This is a genomic window from Streptomyces spinoverrucosus, from assembly GCF_006539505.1.
Classification (GTDB): domain Bacteria; phylum Actinomycetota; class Actinomycetes; order Streptomycetales; family Streptomycetaceae; genus Streptomyces; species Streptomyces spinoverrucosus.
The window spans coordinates 25,826-44,986 of sequence record NZ_BJND01000043.1; the positions used below are offsets into that span (position 1 = coordinate 25,826).

Here is a 19,161-nt window from a genome sequence, read left to right on the forward strand (position 1 = left end):
GCCGCCCCTTGACCCGGGCCACGGAAGCACGGGGAAGAAGCGAGCGGGCGGCCCGGAAAGGCGGGTGGCCGACGGTGATGGCCGTGCGGGTGGGCCGGGTGGTCGGCCGGGGTTGGGGGTGCGCGTCAGCGTCTCGCATGCACGCCGGGTGGGCTGAGCGGCTTGCGGTGTGTGGGTTGGGGGCGCGGTTCCCTGTGAGGCAGGCCGGGTCCGTGGGCGAATGGAGAAGGGAGAATCCGATGAGCCACGCTCGTTGGAAGCTGGGCCGTGAGCGGCAGCTGGTCGAGGGGTACGCCGAGGCTGCCGAGGCCGGGCGGGCGGAGGTTCGGTTGGCCATGGCGTTTGCCAAGGCCGTTTATGACCGCCGTAAGGAGTTGGGGTTGTCCCAGGCGCAGCTCGCCGAGCGGGCCGGGCTCACCCAGGCGAAGATCTCCCGCCTCGAAGGCGCCGACACCGTACCGACTCTGCCGCTGCTGCGACGCCTGGCCCTGGCCATGGACTCGACCCTGAACATCGCCTTGGACGACGACCGCGAGGAAGTGGCGTTCGTCGCGCATACGGCCGCCTGAATCCAGGTCTCACTCCAGCGGCACGCGCTGGGTCACACGCCACAGGCGGCGTGGTAGCTCGCCCTCCTCGAAAGCGTGGATCTCCGTCAGTTCCCAGCCCTCCGCCAAGGCGTTCACCAGTTCGCGTGAGAAGAAGTGGACCGCGAAGCCGCCGTGTTCCCAGATGTCGTCTCCGTGCGGGGTTCCGGCGCCGTAGTGGGCGTCGCCTGTGTGGCGGACGGTGTAGACGAGGGTGCCGCCCGGGCGTAGGACGCGGTGGAGCTCGGTGAGCAGGGTGTGGAGTTCCTGCGTGGTCAGCGCCATGCAGAGCAGCATGTGGGCGAAGACCCCGTCCACCGAGGCGTCCGGCAGGGCCAACGGCCGTCTCACGTCCTGGACTTCGCAGGTCACCCTGTCCTGTACGCCCTGCTCGCGCGCGGCCTTCCGGAGCTGGTCCAGGGCCGTCGCGCTGAAGTCCGTCGCGTGGACCGTGAAGCCCTCGCGGGCGAAGTACAGGGCGTCCCGGCCATGGCCCGCGCCCAGTTCGAGGACCGTGCGGGCTCCCGCCGTGCGGAAGACTGTCGCCGCGTGGAGTGCCGGCGTGGACGGTTGTTCGCCGTACATACCGGGGTGGGCGGTGTACACCTCCTGCCAGTGCGCACGCTGTGCGTCTCCCAGCTCGTGTTCGTCCACCATTGCTCCGTACGATCGCAGGCTGTCGTCAGTGCTGTCGTCAGCAAGGAAGGGCCGTAGGGACCATCATGAATCATGCCCAGCTCACCGCCCTGGGGCGGGCCCTCCGGCTGCTCGGCGAGCACGGTGAGGCCCTCACCGGCGACACCCCGGACGCCCGGTTGCACGAGGTCAAGGCCGATCTGCGGCGGGCGCTCGACCTGCTGGAGGAGAGTGTCACCACCGCCGCGCCCAGCACCCGCTGCACCGAGCATCCGACGGGGCCCGTCGACGAGAGCGCGCCCGACCTGTGTCTGCTGTGCGAGACCCGGCGACGTGCCGCCCGGCGTGCCGAGTTCAACGGACCGGCCGCGCCCGGCCCGCCCACCGAGTCCGCGCCGTCCCGGTACGGCGTGCGCGGTGACCGGCCACAGCCCCAGCAGCGGTGGCTGCCGGAGCTGTGGAACGGGCAGGAGTGGCAGTTGTGCGGCACCCCGCGCCGGGACCGGCGGGAGGCCGAGCTGTATCTGGCGGCCCAGCGGCGCGGTTCGCGGCCCGCGATGGCGTATCGGCTCGTGCACGAGTTCACCGACTACGAGGTGCTGCGGGTGTGGGGGACGCCGGTGAGGATCGACATCGAGCCGATGGGGAATCTTTGATCGGCGGCCCAGCCGACTGCGTCTGCTACGCCTTCGCGGATTCGGACAGCCGCCTGGGTGGCACGGAGGGTGCCGTCCCCTGCGCCTGACCGCCCGCGTTCTGGCGCGGCAGGAACGACGCCACCGCGAACGCGAGGAGCGCCGCCCCCGCGCCGACCGCCAGCACCGTGCGGAAACCGTCCTGCGAGGGGAGCGAGAACGAGCCGAACGTCGTCGTCATCTGGGCCAGGATCACGCCCGCCACCGCGCTCGCCACCGAAGTACCGATGGACCGCATCAGCGTGTTGAGGCTGTTCGCCGCGGCCGTCTCCGACGCGGGTACGGCGCTCATGATGAGCGCGGGCATCGAGCCGTATGTGAAGCCGATGCCGGCGCCGATGACGCAGGAGACCAGGACGAAGTGCCAGACCTGGTCCATCAGCAGGATGTTCAGCGCGTAGCCCGCCGCGACGATCAGGGCGCCGATCATCAGGGTGACCTTGGGGCCCTTCGCCTTGGAGACCGCCGCCGACACCGGTGCCGTGGCCATCATGACCAGGCCGGACGGGGCCATGACCAGGCCCGCCGCGAGCATCGACTGGCCGAGGCCGTAGCCCGTCTCCGAGGGCAGTTGCAGCAGCTGCGGGATGACCAGGGACATCGCGAACATCGCGAAGCCGACCGCCACCGAGGCGAGGTTCGTGACCAGGACCTGGCGGCGGGCCGTGGCCCGGAGGTCCACCAGCGGCTGCCCGACGCGCAGCTCCCACCAGCCCCAGACGAGCAGGACCACGACCGCCACGCCGAACAGGCCGAGCGTGGTGCCGCTGGTCCAGCCCCAGTCGGCGCCCTTGGAGATGCCGAGCAGCAGGCAGACCAGGCCGACCGCCATGCCCACGCCGCCGACCAGGTCGAAGCGGCCGCCGGTGCGGACCTGCGACTCGGGCACCAGGGTCAGGACCAGAAGTCCGGCCACGACGCCCAGTGCCGCCGAGGTCCAGAACAGGACGTGCCAGTCGAAGTTGTCGGCGATCAGCGCGGCGGCGGGCAGGCCCAGCGCGCCGCCGACGCCCAGGGACGCGCTCATCAGGGCGGTGGCGGAGCCGAGGCGCTCGGCGGGGAGTTCGTCGCGCATGATGCTGATGCCGAGCGGGATCACGCCCGAGGCAAGGCCCTGGAGCACCCGGCCGACGATCACCGGGGCGAGGGAGTCGCTGAGGGCGGCCGTGACCGAGCCCGCCACCAGCATCACCACGCTGACCAGCAGCATCCGGCGCTTGCCGTACATGTCGCCGAGCCGGCCCATGACGGGCGTGGCCACGGCGGCGGCGAGCAGCGTGGCCGTGACGGCCCAGGCGGTGTTCGACGAGGAGGCGTTCAGCAGGCGCGGCAGCTCCGGGACGATCGGGATGACCAGGGTCTGCATCAGGGATACGACGATTCCGGCGAAGGCCAGCACCGCCACCACGGCGTTCGACCTCGGCGGGGCGCTCCCCCCGGTCGGGGCGGGTCGGGCAGGGGTGTCGGACATGGGTGGCCTCCGGCGACATCACACAGGCGAGTGCTTGACTCAGGCAACCTTAAGTCAGTTGATTGACTTACTCAAGCAGGCCTGGTCAGCACGCAAAGAGGGGCGGCACCCGTGTCAGTCCACGGATGCCGCCCCTCGTTACGACACTCAGCTCAGCGACCCCAACGACGCCGCGTCATACGGCGCCACCTCGTCGAACCGGCCCGCGAGCACCTTCGCCGCCCACTGCGGGTCCTGCAGCAGCGCCCGCCCCACGGCCACCAGGTCGAACTCGTCGCGCTCCAGCCGGTCCAGCAGGTTGTCGATGCTGCCCACCCCGGCGCCCTCGCCCTGGAACGCCTTGAGGAACTCCCCGTCCAGGCCCACGGACCCGACCGTGATGGCGGTCTTGCCGGTGAGCTTCTTGGTCCAGCCCGCGAGGTTGAGGTCCGAGCCCTCGAACTCCGGCAGCCAGTAGCGGCGCGTGGAGGCGTGGAAGGCGTCGACGCCGGCCGCCGCGAGCGGGGCGAGGATCGCTTCCAGCTGCTCCGGGGTCTCGGCGAGCTTCGCGTCGTAGGCCTCCGGCTTCCACTGCGAGTAGCGGAAGATCACGGGGAAGTCCGGCGAGACCGCCGCGCGTACGGCGGCCACGATCTCCGCCGCGAACTTGGCACGGGCGACCGGGTCACCGCCGTAGGCGTCCGTACGGCGGTTGGTGCCGGCCCACAGGAACTGGTCGATGAGGTAGCCGTGGGCGCCGTGCAGCTCGACCCCGTCGAAGCCGATCCGTTCGGCCGCGGCGGCCGCCTCGGCGAAGGCCGCGACGACGTCGTCCAGGTCCTGCTGGGTCATCGCCCTGCCGGTACCCTCGGTGCCGTCCAGGCGCAGGCCGGACGGACCGACCGCCGGGGCCTCGGGGACGGGCGGGGCGCCCGGCTTGCGCACCATGCCGATGTGCCACAGCTGCGGCACGATCTTCCCGCCCGCCGCGTGCACCTCCTCGGCGACCTTCGCCCACCCGGCCAGCTGCTCCTGGCCGTGGAAGCGCGGGACGGCGTCACTCTCCCCGGCGGACTCGTGGCCGATGTAGGTGCCCTCGGTGACGATCAGACCGACGCCCGCTCCTGCGCGACGGGAGTAGTACGACGCCACATCCGCGCCCGGGATGCCGCCCGGGGAGAACTTGCGGGTCATCGGCGCCATCACGATGCGGTTCGGGACGGTCAGGCCGCCGACGGTGAAGGGGCGGGCGAGGACCTGGGTCGCTCGGGAGACGGAGGACGCGGTGACGGTCACGTGGGGGCTCCTCGGAGTAGCCGACGGTTGGCGGAACAGCCGACGATTGGCTGATTGATGCGCGTGCATACTTGCACATCATTAACTGCCTCGCCGGACACCGCATTCCGCCCCCGCTCCCGGCCTCCGGTGTGACCCCGGACACGCCCGAGGGCGGCACCCCCTGTCTCCAGGGAGTGCCGCCCTCGGTACTTACGGACGGGTCCGATCCTCGGAAGGATCAGAAGTCCATGTCACCGCCCGGCATGCCGCCACCGGCAGGCGCGGCGGCCTTCTCCGGCTTGTCGGCGATGACGGCCTCGGTGGTGAGGAAGAGCGCGGCGATGGAGGCGGCGTTCTGCAGGGCGGAACGGGTCACCTTCGCCGGGTCGATGATGCCTTCCTTGACCAGGTCGACGTACTCGCCGGTCGCGGCGTTCAGGCCGTGGCCCGGGGTCAGGTTGCGCACCTTCTCCACCACGACGCCGCCCTCGAGGCCGGCGTTGACGGCGATCTGCTTCAGCGGGGCCTCCAGGGCGAGCTTCACGGCCTGGGCGCCGGTCGCCTCGTCACCCTCCAGGTCCAGCTTCTCGAAGACCGAGGAGGCCTGGATGAGGGCCACGCCACCACCGGCGACGATGCCCTCCTCGACGGCCGCCTTCGCGTTGCGAACGGCGTCCTCGATGCGGTGCTTGCGCTCCTTGAGCTCGACCTCGGTGGCGGCACCGGCCTTGATGACGGCCACGCCGCCGGCCAGCTTCGCCAGCCGCTCCTGGAGCTTCTCGCGGTCGTAGTCCGAGTCGCTGTTCTCGATCTCGGCGCGGATCTGGTTGACACGGCCCGCGACCTGGTCGGCGGAGCCGGCGCCGTCGACGATGGTGGTCTCGTCCTTGGTGATGACGACCTTGCGGGCGCGGCCCAGGAGGTCCAGGGTCGCGTTCTCCAGCTTGAGGCCGACCTCCTCGGAGATGACCTCGCCGCCCGTGAGGATGGCGATGTCGCCGAGCATGGCCTTGCGGCGGTCACCGAAGCCCGGGGCCTTGACGGCGACGGACTTGAAGGTGCCGCGGATCTTGTTGACGACCAGGGTCGACAGGGCCTCGCCCTCGACGTCCTCGGCGATGATCAGCAGCGGCTTGCCCGACTGCATGACCTTCTCCAGGAGCGGGAGCAGGTCCTTGACGTTGGAGACCTTGGAGTTGGCGATGAGGATGTAGGGGTCCTCGAGCACCGCCTCCATGCGCTCCATGTCGGTGGCGAAGTACGCCGAGATGTAGCCCTTGTCGAAGCGCATACCCTCGGTGAGCTCCAGCTCCAGACCGAAGGTCTGGGACTCCTCGACGGTGATGACGCCTTCCTTGCCGACCTTGTCCATGGCCTCGGCGATCAGCTCGCCGATCTGGGTGTCGGCGGCGGAGATGGAGGCCGTGGAGGCGATCTGCTCCTTGGTCTCGACCTCCTTGGCCTGGTCGAGCAGCGCACCGGAGACGGCCTCGACGGCCTTCTCGATGCCGCGCTTCAGGGCCATCGGGTTGGCACCGGCGGCGACGTTGCGCAGACCCTCCTTGACCAGGGCCTGGGCGAGGACGGTCGCGGTGGTCGTACCGTCACCGGCGACGTCGTCCGTCTTCTTGGCGACTTCCTTGACCAGCTCGGCGCCGATCTTCTCGTACGGGTCCTCCAGCTCGATCTCCTTGGCGATGGAGACACCGTCGTTGGTGATCGTGGGGGCGCCCCACTTCTTCTCAAGGACGACGTTGCGGCCCTTGGGGCCGAGGGTCACCTTGACGGCGTCCGCGAGCTGGTTCATGCCGCGCTCGAGGCCCCGCCGCGCCTCCTCGTCGAACGCGATGATCTTGGCCATGTGAAGTGGTCCTCCCGGACTGGGGTGGATTGCTCCGGACCGCGCTGGCGCCCGCGACGGACGGCTCGCACGCCTCGTGGTTCCTTGCCCCACCCGGCTTGCGGCCTCACCGACCCGGTCCTTCTTGTCACTCTCACCTTCAGAGTGCTAACGCCCAATGATTAGCACTCGGGCATGCCGAGTGCAAGCGGCTCCCACGGACTGACCCCGGGACAGGCCGAAGGGCTCGCACCCCGGGAGGTGCGAGCCCTTCGAAGATGAACAGAAGAACGTCGCTGCAGTCGGCGCGTGCTTCAGCTGGTCGCGAGCCGGACCATGTCCGCCTGCGGCCCCTTCTGGCCCTGCGAGATCTCGAAATCGACCCGCTGACCCTCTTCCAGGGTGCGGTATCCGTCCATCTGGATCGCGCTGTAGTGGACGAAAACATCCGCACCACCGTCGACCGCGATGAAGCCGTACCCCTTCTCCGCGTTGAACCACTTGACGGTGCCCTGAGCCATGCCTAACTCCCCTATTACTGGCCCTTGCACAGATCCACACTTCGCGGATCCGGGTCAGACCTCACCCCCCATTGATTGGGGGCGTGCGCCGGAACGCGTCGACCGCGGCTGAATGTATCTGTCCAACTGCCGTCTGCAACAGGTCAATCGGACGAGAAATCTGGGCGCGGACGGTCGGTGATTTACGGAGAATTCGTCCGGATTCAGGGCAAGTCGGGCCCCGCAAAAGGAATGAACGGCGCAAAAGAGCCACACACTTTGGCTACTTCTCGTCGCTCGGAGCCGGCACTCATATGCGTCCGGCATGTCGATCCGCGACGCGTTCCCCAACTCTACCGCGCTCAACCACACTGAATTGCCCCCTCCGCTTCTCTCACGGAGGGGGCAATTCGATGAACATTGAGTAACCGAAGTTACTCACGGTAACGCGGGCGGTTTCAGCCGCCGGCCACCGCCGGAATGATCGACACGCCGGCACCGTCCGGGGTGGCCGTCTCCAGCCCCTGCTCGAAGCGGACGTCGTCGTCATTGACGTACACATTGACGAACCGCCGCAGCTTGCCCTGGTCGTCCAGGACCCGGGCGGCGATCCCGGTGTGGTTCTTCTCCAGATCGGCGATCACCTCACCGAGGGTCGCCCCCTCGGCGGAGACCTCAGCCTGGCCGCCGGTGTAGGTACGCAGGATGGTGGGGATGCGAACGGTCACGCTCACTTGAAACCTCCGGTCAGGGTGACGCCCCTAGGGGCGCGGGGAACTGCGCGACCAGCCCCAACCGGCCCGCAGACGAAATACAAAGCTCTCTTACGCGAGCCCAGCCGCACGGAACGACTCAAGGCTCGGACGAATGGTGGCAGTCAGACCCGTACCCGCCACCGCATCCAGCGTCTTCAGACCGTCCCCGGTGTTCAGCACCACGGTCGTCAGCGACGGATCCAGCACACCGTTCTCGATCAACTTCCGCGTCACACCAACCGTCACCCCACCCGCGGTCTCCGCAAAGATCCCCTCGGTCCGCGCCAGCACCTTGATCGCATCCACGACCTGCTCATCCGTCACGTCCTCCACGAAGCCGCCCGTACGGCGCGCGATGTCGAGGACATAGGGACCGTCCGCCGGGTTGCCGATGGCCAGCGACTTGGCGATCGTGTTCGGCTTCTGCGGCCGCACCACGTCGTGCCCCGCCTTGAACGCGGTCGACACCGGCGAGCACCCCTCCGCCTGCGCCCCGAAGATCTTGTACGGCTTGTCCTCGACGAGCCCGAGCTTGATCAGCTCCTGCAGCCCCTTGTCGATCTTCGTCAGCTGGGAGCCGGACGCGATCGGCACCACGATCTGGTCGGGCAGCCGCCAGCCGAGCTGCTCGCAGATCTCGTACGCCAGGGTCTTGGACCCCTCCGCGTAGTACGGCCGCAGGTTGACGTTGACGAAGCCCCAGCCCTCGCCCGCCGGGTCGCCGATCAGCTCGGAGCAGAAGCGGTTCACGTCGTCGTAGTTGCCCTCGATGCCGACGAGTTCACCGCCGTAGACCGCGGCCATGACGACCTTGCCCTGCTCCAGGTCGTGCGGGATGAACACGCAGGAGCGAAGGCCCGCCCGGGCGGCGGCGGCGCCGACGGCGCCGGCGAGGTTGCCGGTGGAGGAGCAGGAGAGCGTGGTGAAGCCGAAGGCCCGCGCGGCTTCCAGGGCCTGGGCGACCACCCGGTCCTTGAAGGAGTGGGTCGGGTTGCCGGAGTCGTCCTTGACGAACAGCTTGCCGGGCTCGACGCCGAGTTCACGGGCGAGGTGGTCGGCCTTGACCAGCTTGGTCCAGCCGGGGTTCAGGTTCGGCTTGTCGGCCACGTCGGCGGGGACGGGCAGCAGGGGCGCGTAACGCCAGATGTTGGACGGGCCCGCCTCGATGCGCTTACGGAGCTCCTCGGCGTCGTACGCGGAGAAGTCGTACGCGATCTCCAGCGGGCCGAAACACTCCTCGCACGCGAAGACCGGGCCGAGTGGGACGCGGTGGCCGCACTCGCGACAGGACAGCGCCGCGGCGGGACCGAGGTCGACGGTGGGATTGCTGGTGCTGCTTTCGACAGTCTGCACAGCCATGGAGGCGAGGCCCTTTCTCCTCATCTTCCTCACGACGCACCTCGCCGTGAGACGGAATTGGCACCTTCCCTGGCCGGGAGCCTCGCGTGAACGAGTCCGGAATCAGGGGGGTTGCCGGGGCTTCATCGGGCCGTGTCCCTCTGCCCCTCTGGATGAGCTGTATGCGGTTGTTGTGCGGTTGTGGACGCGGACGGCCCCCGACATGCGATGGTCATCAGCGTTGTTCAAGACTGTAACCGAAGGCCAGGACAGTTGAGATAGTCGTCCGAACCGCGAGATGGATCACAGACCTCGTCCGCTCGCCGAGAGAACGCAGAGGAGCCGCAGACTGTGCTGGAAGAAGTCGAGCGCTGGCTGAGCACCCGCTCCTGGTCACTGACCGATCGCCCGCTCCACAAGATCCTGGCCGCGAAGCGCCACACGGGCCAGTCGGTCAGTGTCGTGCTGCCCGCGCTCAACGAGGAGGAGACCGTCGGCGACATCGTCGCCGCGATCCGGCACGACCTCGTCGAGCAGGTCCCGCTGGTCGACGAGATCGTCGTGGTCGACTCCGGGTCCACCGACCGCACCTCCGAGGTGGCCGCCGCGGCGGGCGCCCGGGTGGTGCACCGCGACGAGATACTCCCGCGCATCCCGGCCGTCCCCGGCAAGGGCGAGGTGCTGTGGCGCTCACTGCTCGTCACGCGCGGCGACATCATCTGCTTCATCGACGCCGACCTGAAGGAGTTCTCCTCGGACTTCGTCACGGGCATCGTCGGCCCGCTGCTCACCGACCCGGGGGTCGACCTGGTCAAGGGGATGTACGACCGTCCCCTGGGCGGCGCGGCCGGGCAGGGCGGCCGGGTGACCGAGCTGATGGCCCGCCCGCTGCTGAACATGCACTGGCCGCAGCTGGCCGGTTTCGTCCAGCCGCTCGGCGGGGAGTACGCGGCCCGGCGCTCGCTGCTGGAGCAGCTGCCGTTCCCGGTCGGGTACGGCGTGGAGCTGGGCATGCTGGTGGATTCCCTGCATCTGGTCGGGCTCGACGCGCTCGCGCAGGTCGACATCGGGGTACGCAAGCACCGGCACCAGGACGGGCAGGCGCTGGGCCGGATGGCGGCGGCGATCTACCGCACGGCCCAGCTGCGGCTGGCCCGGGGCCACCTCATCCGCCCCTCCCTCACCCAGTTCGAGCGGGTGGAGGACGGGTTCGAGGCACGGACGTTCTCCGTGGACACGGAGGAGCGGCCGCCGATGGTGGAGATCGCGGAGTACGCGGCCCGGAAGGTGGCCTGACCGTTGTATACGGTCGCCTTCCCGGTCCTTTCCGGTCCCTTCAGGGCTCGAACCGTACGTTTGAGCGGTTCGGGAGAGGGCTAGGTTGAGGCGTATGGCTTCGACGTACGGTCCTGCGCAGGTACTGGTGGCCTCCAACCGTGGCCCGGTGTCGTACGAGGTGCGCGACGACGGCTCGCTGCACGCCAAACGCGGTGGCGGCGGGCTCGTCTCCGGCCTGTCCGCGATCGGTCCGGACGCCGGTGCGCTGTGGGTGTGCTCGGCGCTCGGTGACGGTGACCGTGAGGCGGTGCGGCGCGGGGTCGGCGAGGCCGGGGTGCGGATGCTGGACATTCCGGCCGACGTGCACGCGGACGCGTACAACGGGATCGCCAACTCGGTGCTGTGGTTTGTTCACCACATGCTGTACCAGACGCCGGTGGAGCCGGTCTTCGACGCGGAGTTCCGGCGGCAGTGGGCGTCGTACGAGGCGTACAACCGGGCGTTCGCCGAGGCGCTGGCCCAGGAGGCGGCCGAGGGGGCGGCGGTGCTGGTGCAGGACTATCACCTGACGCTGGTGCCGGGGATGCTGCGCGAGCTGCGGCCGGATGTGCGGATCGGCCACTTCTCGCATACGCCGTGGGCGCCGCCGGAGTACTTCCGGATGCTGCCGGACGATGTCGCCGGGCAAGTGCTGCGGGGGATGCTGGGCGCGGACCGGCTGGGGTTCCTCACGCATCGGTGGGCGGATGCCTTCACCGCGTGCTGCGAGGCGTTCGCCGGCGGCCTCGGGGACACGCGGGTCGGCGTGCACGGGCTCGGTGCGGACGCCGACTTCCTGCGGAAGCGGTCGCACGAGGCCGACGTCGAGGAGCGGATGGTGGCGCTGCGGGCGGAGATCGGCGAGGGGCGCAAGGCGATCGTCCGCGTCGACCGGACCGAGCTGTCCAAGAACATCGTGCGCGGGCTGCTGGCGTACCGGCAGCTCCTCGACGACCACCCCGAGTGGCGGAAGCGGGTCGTGCACGTCGCCTTCGCGTACCCGTCGCGGCAGGACCTCACCGTGTACCGCGACTACACGGCGGAGGTGCGGCGGGTGGCCGAGGAGATCAACGAGCGGTACGGGACGCCGGGCTGGACGCCGGTCGTACTGCATGTGAAGGACGACTTCGCCCGCTCCCTCGCCGCGTACCGGCTCGCGGACGTCGCCCTGGTGAACCCGATCCGGGACGGCATGAACCTGGTCGCCAAGGAGGTGCCGCTCGTGTCCGACGAGGGGTGCGCGCTGGTCCTGTCCCGGGAGGCGGGGGCGTACGAGGAGCTGCACGAGGACGCCATCGGGGTGAACCCGTACGACATCGGCGGCACGGCCGACGCGCTGTACGAGGCACTGACGATGCGCCCCGGCGAACGCGCCGAACGAACGAAGCGCCTGGCGGCATCCGCGACGGCACTGCCCCCGGCCCAGTGGTTCCTGGACCAACTGAACGCCCTGCGCGAACAGCCCGCCGCCTGACCGCACCGCGCGAGCAGGCCACTGACTGAGCCGCGAGCCCCACGACCACCCCAGCAGCTGACCGCCCCGCGCAAGCACCCCGTCGGCTCACCGCACCACGCGAGCAGGCCACTGGCTGAGCCGCGAGCCCCACGTGCACCCCCGCACCTGACTGCCCCGCGCAAGCACCCCGTCGGCTGACCGCTCCGGCGCGAGTAGGCCGCCGGCTGCGCCGCGAGCCCCGCGAGCACCCCCGCAGTTGACCGCCCCGCGCGATCAGCCCACCAGCTGAGGCGCGAACCCCGCGAGCATCCCCGCAGCTGACCGCACCCCCGCGAGCAGCCCTCCAGCTGAAGCGCGAACCCCACGAGCACCCCCGCAGCTGACCGCACCCCGCGAGCAGCCCACCAGCTGCGCCGCGAGCCTCACGAGCACCCCAGCAGCTGACAGCCTCGTGCGAGCAGCCCCCAGCTGTGGCGCGAGCCCCACAAGCCCACCAGCAGCGCCGCGATCAGCCCACCAGCCGAGCCGCGGGCCCCGCGATCAGCCGCCTAGCTGCGCCGCGAGCCCCGCCAGCAGACCCACGACCCCCTCCGGGCCGTCGACCACCACGTCCGCTCGTTGTCGTAGCTCGGTCACCTCGTCGCTGCCGCTGCATACCAGGAGGCCCGGTGTGCCGTCGGAGCGGAGTTTGTCGATCGCCGCGTATGCGGGGAGGTCGCCGAGGTCGTCGCCGGCGTAGAGGACGGACTCGGCGCCGAGTTCCCGGACGTATTCGAGGAGGGCGACGCCCTTGTCCATGCCGGGCGGGCGCAGTTCCAGGACCATGCGGCCGGGTTCGACGATCAGGCCGTGGCGGGTGGCGAGGTCGGAGAGGGGTTCGCGCAGGGCCTCGAACGCGGCCTGGGGGTCGGTGGCGCGGCGGGTGTGGACGGCGATGGCGCGGCTCTTGTCCTCGATCCATGTGCCCGGCCCGGCGCCGACCCGGTCGAGCAGGCCGGGCAGCTCCTCCCGCACGGCCGCGACGCCGGGGTGCGGGGCCGGGGCACTGACCTCGCCGCTGACGGCGTCCCAGCGTTCGGCGCCGTAGTGACCGAGGACGACGAGGTGCTCCAGGCCGTCGACGCCCGCGAAGCCGCCGTGGCGCACGGCGACGTCGGCCGGGCGGCCGGTGATCACCGCGACCGCGGCCACCTTCGGGGCGAGGGCGGCGAGCGCGGGTACGGCGTCCGGGTGGGCGCGGGCCTGCTCGGGGTCGGGCACGATCGGGGCGAGGGTCCCGTCGAAGTCGAGCGCGATCACCGCCTTGCCGGGCCGCGCGAGGATCGCGTCGAGCCCGGCCCGCCCGGCGGAGGTGGCGGGCGTCGGGGGAGTCTTGCCGGTTCCGGTCTCGTGGCTGCCCATACGGCGACCCTATCGACCCGGAACCGGTCCGGCCCTGCCGTTCCTACCGCTCCGCCCGCCGCCGCTCCCGTATCCGCCGCAGTCGATTCACCGTCACCGGGTCGTGCGCCAGCGCGCGCGGGTCGTCGAGCAGGGCGTTGAGCAGCTGGTAGTAGCGGACGGGGGCCAGACCCAGCTCCTCACGTATCGTACGCTCCTTGGCGCCGGGGCCCGAAAAGCCACGGCGCTCCAGAGCGAGGATGTCCTGTTCCCGTCGAGCGAGCTGGTCCATGCTCCGCACGGTAGCGGCCACCACCGACAACGGCCCCTACCCGGCCGCCGAGCTCTCCGCCGTCGTGGCCGTCGACTGCAGCTGGCTCAGGATCGCCTCCGGGCTGCCGCCCGGTTCCACGGCGGAGCCGATCCGCTTCTTGACCTCCGCGCTGACCTCCGCCCAGGACGTCTTGCCGACCGGGTACAGCTCCGAGAGCGCGAGTTCGTCCAGGAAGGGCTTCAGGTCCCGGTCCTCCGCCGCCGCGCTCATCACGTCGGAGGCGGGGTTGGTGACCGGCAGCAGGTCGTACTCCCGGGAGAAGTCGAGGACGTTCTCCTCGCTGTAGACGAAGTCGAGGAACTCGCCGACCTGCTCCTTGTGGCCGTTCTGCTTGAAGGCGAGCATCCAGTCGGCGACGCCCATGGTGGCCTTGGACTCGCCGTCCACGCCGGGCATCGGCACCATGCCGAACTCCACGCCCTGCTTCTCGGCCGTCTTCATCAGGGACGGATGCCCGTTCAGCATGCCGACCTCGCCCTTGGCGAACGCGGCGAAGGCGTCGGCCCGGTTGAGCTTGCCGGGGGCGACCGGCCCGGTGAGCTTCTTGGCGACCAGCTTGTCGCGCAGCCAGGTGAGGGTCTCGACGTTCTCCGCCGAGTCGATGGTGTACGTGCTGACCCCGTCGGTGTAGCCGCCGCCCCCGCTGAGCAGCCACTGCATGGTCTCGGCCTGCGCCTCCTCCGAGCCGAGCGGCAGCGCGTAGGGGTACTTCACGCCCTCCGCCTTCAGCGCCTCGGCGGCGTCGGCCAGCTCCGCCCAGGTGGTCGGCGGGGTGAGGTCGGCCTCCTGGAAGAGCTTCTTGTTGTAGAAGAGCAGCCGGGTGGAGGCGGCGAACGGCATGCCGTACTGCGCCCCGTTGACCTGCCCCGCCTGCGCGAGCGCGGAGGAGAAACCGGCCTGGACGGGGATGGAGAGCAGGTCGTCGGCGGTGTAGAGCAGATCGTCGGCCGCGTAGTCGGCGTACGCCCCGATCTGCGCCATGTCGGGCGCCTTCCCGGCGTCGACCATCTCCTTGACCTCGCGGTCGACGTCGTTCCAGGAGTAGACGGTGACCTCGACCTGGACGCCGGGGTGGTCGGCCTCGTACGCGTCGACGAGCTTCGCCCAGTACTTCTTGGAGTTGTTCGCCGCGCTGTCGCCGTAGTCCGCGGCAACCAGTCTGAGCGTGACGTCGTCGGAGCCCGAAGTGAGGCCGCAGCCGCCGAGGACCGCCGTCATGCCCAGTGCGGACATCACCGCGATCATTCCTGTCCTGCCCCGCCGCTGCACGCTGTTGCCCACCCTGTCCATACGCCGTTCACGTGATCGTTCACGTGGTCCGAATTCCGGATTAAGGTCTACACCACGCAAGTGGACTAGACCTCTTCCGGGTCCACGGGCCACACTGTCCCCCGTGAGACACGTCATCGCCCTCGATGTGGGCGGCACCGGGATGAAGGCCGCCCTGGTCGGGGCGGACGGCGCCCTGCTGCACCAGGCCCGCCGCGCGACCGGCCGCGAGCGCGGGCCGCAGGCGGTGGTCGACGGCATCCTCGACTTCGCCGCCGAGCTGCGCGCGTACGGCGCCCAGCACCTCGGCACCCCCGCGAGCGCCGCCGGAGTCGCCGTCCCCGGCATCGTCGACGAGCAGCAGGGCATCGCCGCCTACGCGGCCAACCTCGGCTGGCGGGACGTACCCCTGCGCACGCTGCTCACCGAGCGGCTCGACGGCATCCCGGTCGCCCTCGGCCACGACGTGCGCACCGGCGGCCTGGCCGAGGGCCGGATCGGCGCGGGCCGGGGAGCGGACCGCTTCCTGTTCGTGGCGCTGGGCACCGGCATAGCGGGCGCCATCGGCATCGACGGCCGGGTGGAGTCGGGCGCGCACGGCTTCGCGGGCGAGATCGGCCATGTCGTCGTACGCCCCGGAGGGACCCCCTGCCCCTGCGGCCAGCGCGGCTGCCTGGAGCGGTTCGCGTCGGCGTCGGCGGTCAGCGAGGCATGGGCGACGGCAACCGGCGACGCCCAGGCGGACGCGGCGGACTGCGCGAAGGCGGTCGAATCCGGCGACCCGCGGGCCGTACGGATCTGGCAGCAGGCCATCGACACCCTCGCCGACGGCCTGGTCACCGCCCTCACCCTGCTGGACCCGCGCACACTCGTCATCGGTGGCGGGCTGGCCGAGGCAGGAGAAACCTTGTTCACACCACTGCGGGACGCGGTCGACCGACGCGTCACCTTCCAGAAACTGCCGACGATCGTCCCCGCGGCCCTGGGCGACACGGCCGGCTGCCTGGGCGCCGGGCTCCTGGCCTGGGATCTCCTCAACCACACCGACCGCAAGGAGGCAACGCCCTGATGGCAACCCCCCCAGGGGCGCGGGGAACTGCGCGACCAGCCACACACCACCCGCACCCCGCGACGGCCGGAACCCCCACGGTGCTCGCCGGTGCCAACGTCGTCATGCCCACAGGAACCGTCAAAGACGGCCAAGTGACCGTCGACGGCACCCGCATCGCCGCCACCGCCCCGGAGAACGCCCAGTTCATCGACCTCACCGGCCACTACGTGGTCCCCGGCTTCGTTGACATCCACAACCACGGCGGCGGTGGAGCTTCGTTCACTTCGGGCACACCAGACGACGTAGTCACCGGCATTCACACCCACCGCCTCCACGGCACCACAACCCTGGTCGCCTCCACGGTCACCGGCGACATGGACTCCCTCACCCACCGCGCCGGCCTGCTCTCCGAGCTGGCCGAGCAGGGCGAGATCGCCGGCATCCACTTCGAGGGCCCGTTCATCTCCCCGTGCCGCAAGGGCGCCCACGCGGAGGACCTGCTGCGCGACCCGGAACCGGCCCAGGTGCGCAAGCTGATCGACGCCGCGCGCGGCCAGGCCAGGATGCTGACGCTGGCCACCGAACTGCCGGGCGGCATCGACTCCGTACGCCTGCTGGTGGAGCACGGCGTGATCGCTGCGGTGGGCCACACGGACGCGACGTACGAGCAGACGGTCGAGGCGATCGACGCGGGCGCGACGGTCGCCACGCACCTCTTCAACGCGATGCCCGCGCTCGGCCACCGCGCCCCCGGCCCGATCGCCGCCCTCCTTCAGGACGACCGCGTCACGGTCGAGCTGATCAACGACGGTACGCATCTGCATCCGGCCGCGCTGGAGCTGGCGTTCCATCACGCGGGCCCGGAGCGGGTCGCGTTCATCACTGACGCGATGGACGCGGCCGGTTTCGGCGACGGCCGCTACATGCTCGGCCCGCTGGAGGTCGAGGTCAGTGAGGGTGTGGCCCGGCTGGTGGAGGGCGGCTCGATCGCGGGCTCCACGCTCACCCTGGACCGCGCCTTCAAGCGGGCGGTGACCATCGACCGGCTCCCGGTCGAGGACGTCGTCAGGGCTCTGTCCGCCAACCCGGCGCGGCTGCTCGGGATGGACGACCGGATCGGCTCCCTGGAGCCCGGCAAGGACGCCGACCTGGTGGTCCTGGACGCGGACTTCGACCTCAAGGGCGTGATGCGCCGGGGCGAATGGGTGGTCGATCCCCAACTGGGCTGATTCATCCGCCAGTAGAGAGACGGTGGCCGACCCGAGGACTGGGCCGACCGCCGTCTCTTTGGCATGATCGACCCTCCGGAAAAACTCTCCGGACAACACGACAAGCGCATCCTTCGGGGGAGGTCGGCCCAGGTGATCCTCACGGTCACGCTGAACACCGCTCTCGACATCACGTACCGCGTACGGTCCCTGCGGCCGCACGCCACCCACCGGGTCTCCGAGGTCACCGAACGCCCCGGCGGCAAGGGCGTCAACGTGGCCCGGGTGCTGGCCGCGCTCGGCCACGAGGTGACGGTCACCGGGTTCGCCGGCGGCGGCACCGGACGGATCGTCCAGGACCGGCTGACGGCCACGCCCGGCGTGGTCGACGCGCTGGTCCCGATCGGCGGCGCGACCCGGCGCACGATAGCCGTGGTCGACGAGCGCACCGGCGACACGACCCAGCTCAACGAACCCGGCCCGGCGATCGCACCGCCCGAGTGGTCCGCCCTCCAGGAGGCCTACGAGGATCTGCTCGCGTCGGCCTCGGCGGTCGCCCTGTGCGGCAGCCTGCCGCCGGGGGTGCCGGTGGGCGCGTACGCGGGCCTGATACGCACCGCCCGCGCGGCCGGCGTGCCGGTGCTGCTGGACACCAGCGGCGAGCCGCTGCGCCGCGGGGTCGCCGCCCGCCCCGACATCGTCAAGCCCAACAGCGACGAACTGGCCGAACTCACCGGCTCCCACGAGCCGTTGCGCGCCACCCACGCCGCCCGCCGCCGGGGCGCCCACGCCGTCGTCGCCTCCCTGGGCCCGGAGGGCCTGCTGGCGGCCACCCCGGAGGGCACCTGGCGCGCCACCCCGCCCGGCCGTGTGCACGGCAACCCGACCGGCGCCGGCGACTCCGCGACGGCTGGCCTGCTGGCCGCACTGGTGGAGCGCCGGCCGTGGCCGGAGCGCCTGACCCGCGCGGTCGCGCTGGCGACCGCCACGGTGCACGCGCCGGTCGCGGGCGAGTTCGACCGGCGGACGTACGAGGAGCTGCTGGGGCGGGTCGCGGTGACCGGGGAGGCCAGCGCGGCCTGAGCGGCGGCCGCCGCTACTCGACCCAGCCCTTGACCAGCCACATCTGGTCGAGGTTGGCGTCGCACTGGTTGCCCTGCTCGCAGGAGACCTTGATGGTGTTGGTGCCCTTGTTGAGCTGGATGTAGTTGTAGGTGCGCGTCCAGCCCTTGGCGTAGTCGCCCTCGGGGGCGTTGGCCCAGTTCTTCAGGTCGACGCCCGTGGTGGAGGGCGTGCCGTTGACCGTGAGGGTCGCGTTGGCGTCCTTGCCGGGCACGCCGTAGCCGACGTACAGGGTGTACTTGCCGGACTCGGGGATGCCGTTGACGGTCCAGGTGACCGAGGCGCCGACGGCGTTGAAGCCGGTCACGTAGACGCCGCCGTCCGCCTGGGCGCCCTTGATGTCGGACGCGGTGGTGGCGCCGCCGCCGAGCTGGAGGGCCTTGGCGTCGATCTTCGGCAGCTCGACCTCGCTGTCCGCGCTGCTCTCCCCCGACGGGGTCGGCTCCGCGCTCTGCGAGACGGACGGGGTGGGGGAGGGCTGATCGCCAGCCGCGTCATCATCGCCGCCGCCCAGCATGGCCACGCTGATGCCGATGACGACCGCGGCGACCACCGCGATCGCACCGATCAGCAGGCCCTTGGTGTTGGGCCCGCGGCCCCGGCCGCCGCCCCCGCCGGAGGCGTGTCCGGGCATCGGCTGCTGGGTGGTCGGCGCGCTGCCCGGGAACGTCTCGGGGGCGGCGTAGGAGGCGTTCGGCCTGCCGTACGCACCCTGCTGCTGCGGCACGCTCTGCTGGCCGTACGCCTGCTGACCGTACGGCCGCTCGCCGACCGCGCGCACCCTGCTGACCGAGTTCGGGTAGCCGTAGCCGCCGGACGGGGGCTGGGCGCCGTTGGCCTGACCGTCGGCGTACAGGTAGCCGAACGGGTCGTCGTCCTCGGGCGTGCTCGCGCCGTTGTTGCCGGGCGTCATCCCTTGGTACTCCTCAACAGGTGCGGAACGAA

Annotated in this window: 18 protein-coding genes and 1 riboswitch; of the genes, 7 read left to right on the forward strand and 11 right to left on the reverse strand. The window is 70.7% G+C overall.

What is annotated here, in order from left to right:
• The first annotated feature begins 239 nt into the window (after positions 1-239).
• Entirely contained in the window at positions 240-569 is a 330-nt protein-coding gene (locus SSP24_RS27160; protein ID WP_141312342.1) for a helix-turn-helix domain-containing protein, read from the forward strand.
• A 9-nt stretch (positions 570-578) separates the two neighbouring features.
• Here the strand turns inward: SSP24_RS27160 and SSP24_RS27165 are convergent, their stop codons facing one another.
• Positions 579-1,244 (reverse strand): class I SAM-dependent methyltransferase, encoded by a 666-nt coding sequence (locus SSP24_RS27165; protein WP_141312343.1) that lies wholly within the window; start codon positions 1,242-1,244, stop codon positions 579-581.
• A 65-nt stretch (positions 1,245-1,309) separates the two neighbouring features.
• Between SSP24_RS27165 and SSP24_RS27170 the strand changes: the two genes are divergently transcribed.
• Positions 1,310-1,879, forward strand: a complete 570-nt coding sequence (locus SSP24_RS27170) for a hypothetical protein (protein WP_141312344.1) — start codon at positions 1,310-1,312, stop codon at positions 1,877-1,879.
• 25 nt (positions 1,880-1,904) lie between these two features.
• On the opposite strand, the gene SSP24_RS27175 is transcribed toward SSP24_RS27170, so the two are convergent.
• The 6 genes from SSP24_RS27175 to thrC form a co-directional block, all read right to left on the reverse strand.
• Entirely contained in the window at positions 1,905-3,389 is a 1,485-nt protein-coding gene (locus SSP24_RS27175; RefSeq protein WP_141312345.1) for an MFS transporter, read from the reverse strand.
• Positions 3,390-3,536: 147 nt separating this feature from the next.
• On the reverse strand, positions 3,537-4,664 hold the full coding sequence (locus SSP24_RS27180; RefSeq protein ID WP_141312346.1) for an NADH:flavin oxidoreductase: 1,128 nt from the start codon (positions 4,662-4,664) through the stop codon (positions 3,537-3,539).
• 220 nt (positions 4,665-4,884) lie between these two features.
• Positions 4,885-6,507, reverse strand: coding sequence for a chaperonin GroEL (gene groL / locus SSP24_RS27185; protein WP_141312347.1), 1,623 nt, complete (start codon positions 6,505-6,507; stop codon positions 4,885-4,887).
• Positions 6,508-6,800: 293 nt separating this feature from the next.
• Positions 6,801-7,007, reverse strand: a complete 207-nt coding sequence (locus tag SSP24_RS27190) for a cold-shock protein (RefSeq protein ID WP_019057200.1) — start codon at positions 7,005-7,007, stop codon at positions 6,801-6,803.
• A gap of 437 nt (positions 7,008-7,444) precedes the next feature.
• Entirely contained in the window at positions 7,445-7,720 is a 276-nt protein-coding gene (locus SSP24_RS27195; RefSeq protein WP_141312348.1) for a ubiquitin-like small modifier protein 1, read from the reverse strand.
• Between the two features lie 90 nt (positions 7,721-7,810).
• Entirely contained in the window at positions 7,811-9,100 is a 1,290-nt protein-coding gene (gene thrC / locus SSP24_RS27200; protein WP_141312349.1) for a threonine synthase, read from the reverse strand.
• Positions 9,101-9,117: 17 nt separating this feature from the next.
• Positions 9,118-9,259: riboswitch (SAM riboswitch) on the reverse strand.
• 171 nt (positions 9,260-9,430) lie between these two features.
• On the opposite strand from thrC, the gene SSP24_RS27205 reads away from it, so the two are divergent.
• Positions 9,431-10,375, forward strand: coding sequence for a glucosyl-3-phosphoglycerate synthase (locus SSP24_RS27205; RefSeq protein WP_141312350.1), 945 nt, complete (start codon positions 9,431-9,433; stop codon positions 10,373-10,375).
• A gap of 94 nt (positions 10,376-10,469) precedes the next feature.
• Entirely contained in the window at positions 10,470-11,870 is a 1,401-nt protein-coding gene (locus SSP24_RS27210) for an alpha,alpha-trehalose-phosphate synthase (UDP-forming) (RefSeq protein ID WP_141312351.1), read from the forward strand.
• 522 nt (positions 11,871-12,392) lie between these two features.
• On the opposite strand, the gene otsB is transcribed toward SSP24_RS27210, so the two are convergent.
• Genes otsB through SSP24_RS27225 form a run of 3 tightly spaced genes read right to left on the reverse strand, consistent with a single transcriptional unit; the run spans position 12,393 to position 14,799 of the window.
• Positions 12,393-13,253: a trehalose-phosphatase gene (gene otsB, locus SSP24_RS27215; protein ID WP_141312352.1), complete on the reverse strand. Its 861-nt coding sequence runs from the start codon at positions 13,251-13,253 to the stop codon at positions 12,393-12,395.
• Between the two features lie 43 nt (positions 13,254-13,296).
• Entirely contained in the window at positions 13,297-13,524 is a 228-nt protein-coding gene (locus SSP24_RS27220; protein ID WP_141312353.1) for a DUF3263 domain-containing protein, read from the reverse strand.
• 36 nt (positions 13,525-13,560) lie between these two features.
• A complete protein-coding gene (locus SSP24_RS27225; RefSeq protein WP_141312354.1) occupies positions 13,561-14,799 on the reverse strand; it encodes an extracellular solute-binding protein in 1,239 nt (412 codons plus the stop codon).
• A gap of 160 nt (positions 14,800-14,959) precedes the next feature.
• Between SSP24_RS27225 and SSP24_RS27230 the strand changes: the two genes are divergently transcribed.
• From SSP24_RS27230 to SSP24_RS27240, 3 genes are all read left to right on the forward strand, one after another.
• Positions 14,960-15,904 (forward strand): ROK family protein, encoded by a 945-nt coding sequence (locus tag SSP24_RS27230; protein WP_141312355.1) that lies wholly within the window; start codon positions 14,960-14,962, stop codon positions 15,902-15,904.
• Between the two features lie 104 nt (positions 15,905-16,008).
• Complete coding sequence (gene nagA / locus SSP24_RS27235) at positions 16,009-17,115, forward strand: N-acetylglucosamine-6-phosphate deacetylase (RefSeq protein WP_229864913.1); 1,107 nt, start codon at positions 16,009-16,011, stop codon at positions 17,113-17,115.
• A 132-nt stretch (positions 17,116-17,247) separates the two neighbouring features.
• Positions 17,248-18,177 (forward strand): 1-phosphofructokinase family hexose kinase, encoded by a 930-nt coding sequence (locus SSP24_RS27240; protein WP_141312357.1) that lies wholly within the window; start codon positions 17,248-17,250, stop codon positions 18,175-18,177.
• A gap of 13 nt (positions 18,178-18,190) precedes the next feature.
• Here the strand turns inward: SSP24_RS27240 and SSP24_RS27245 are convergent, their stop codons facing one another.
• The gene (locus SSP24_RS27245; RefSeq protein WP_141312358.1) at positions 18,191-19,129 is read right to left on the reverse strand and encodes a carbohydrate-binding protein; all 939 of its coding nucleotides are present in this window, start codon (positions 19,127-19,129) and stop codon (positions 18,191-18,193) included.
• Between the last annotated feature and the right edge of the window lie 32 nt (positions 19,130-19,161).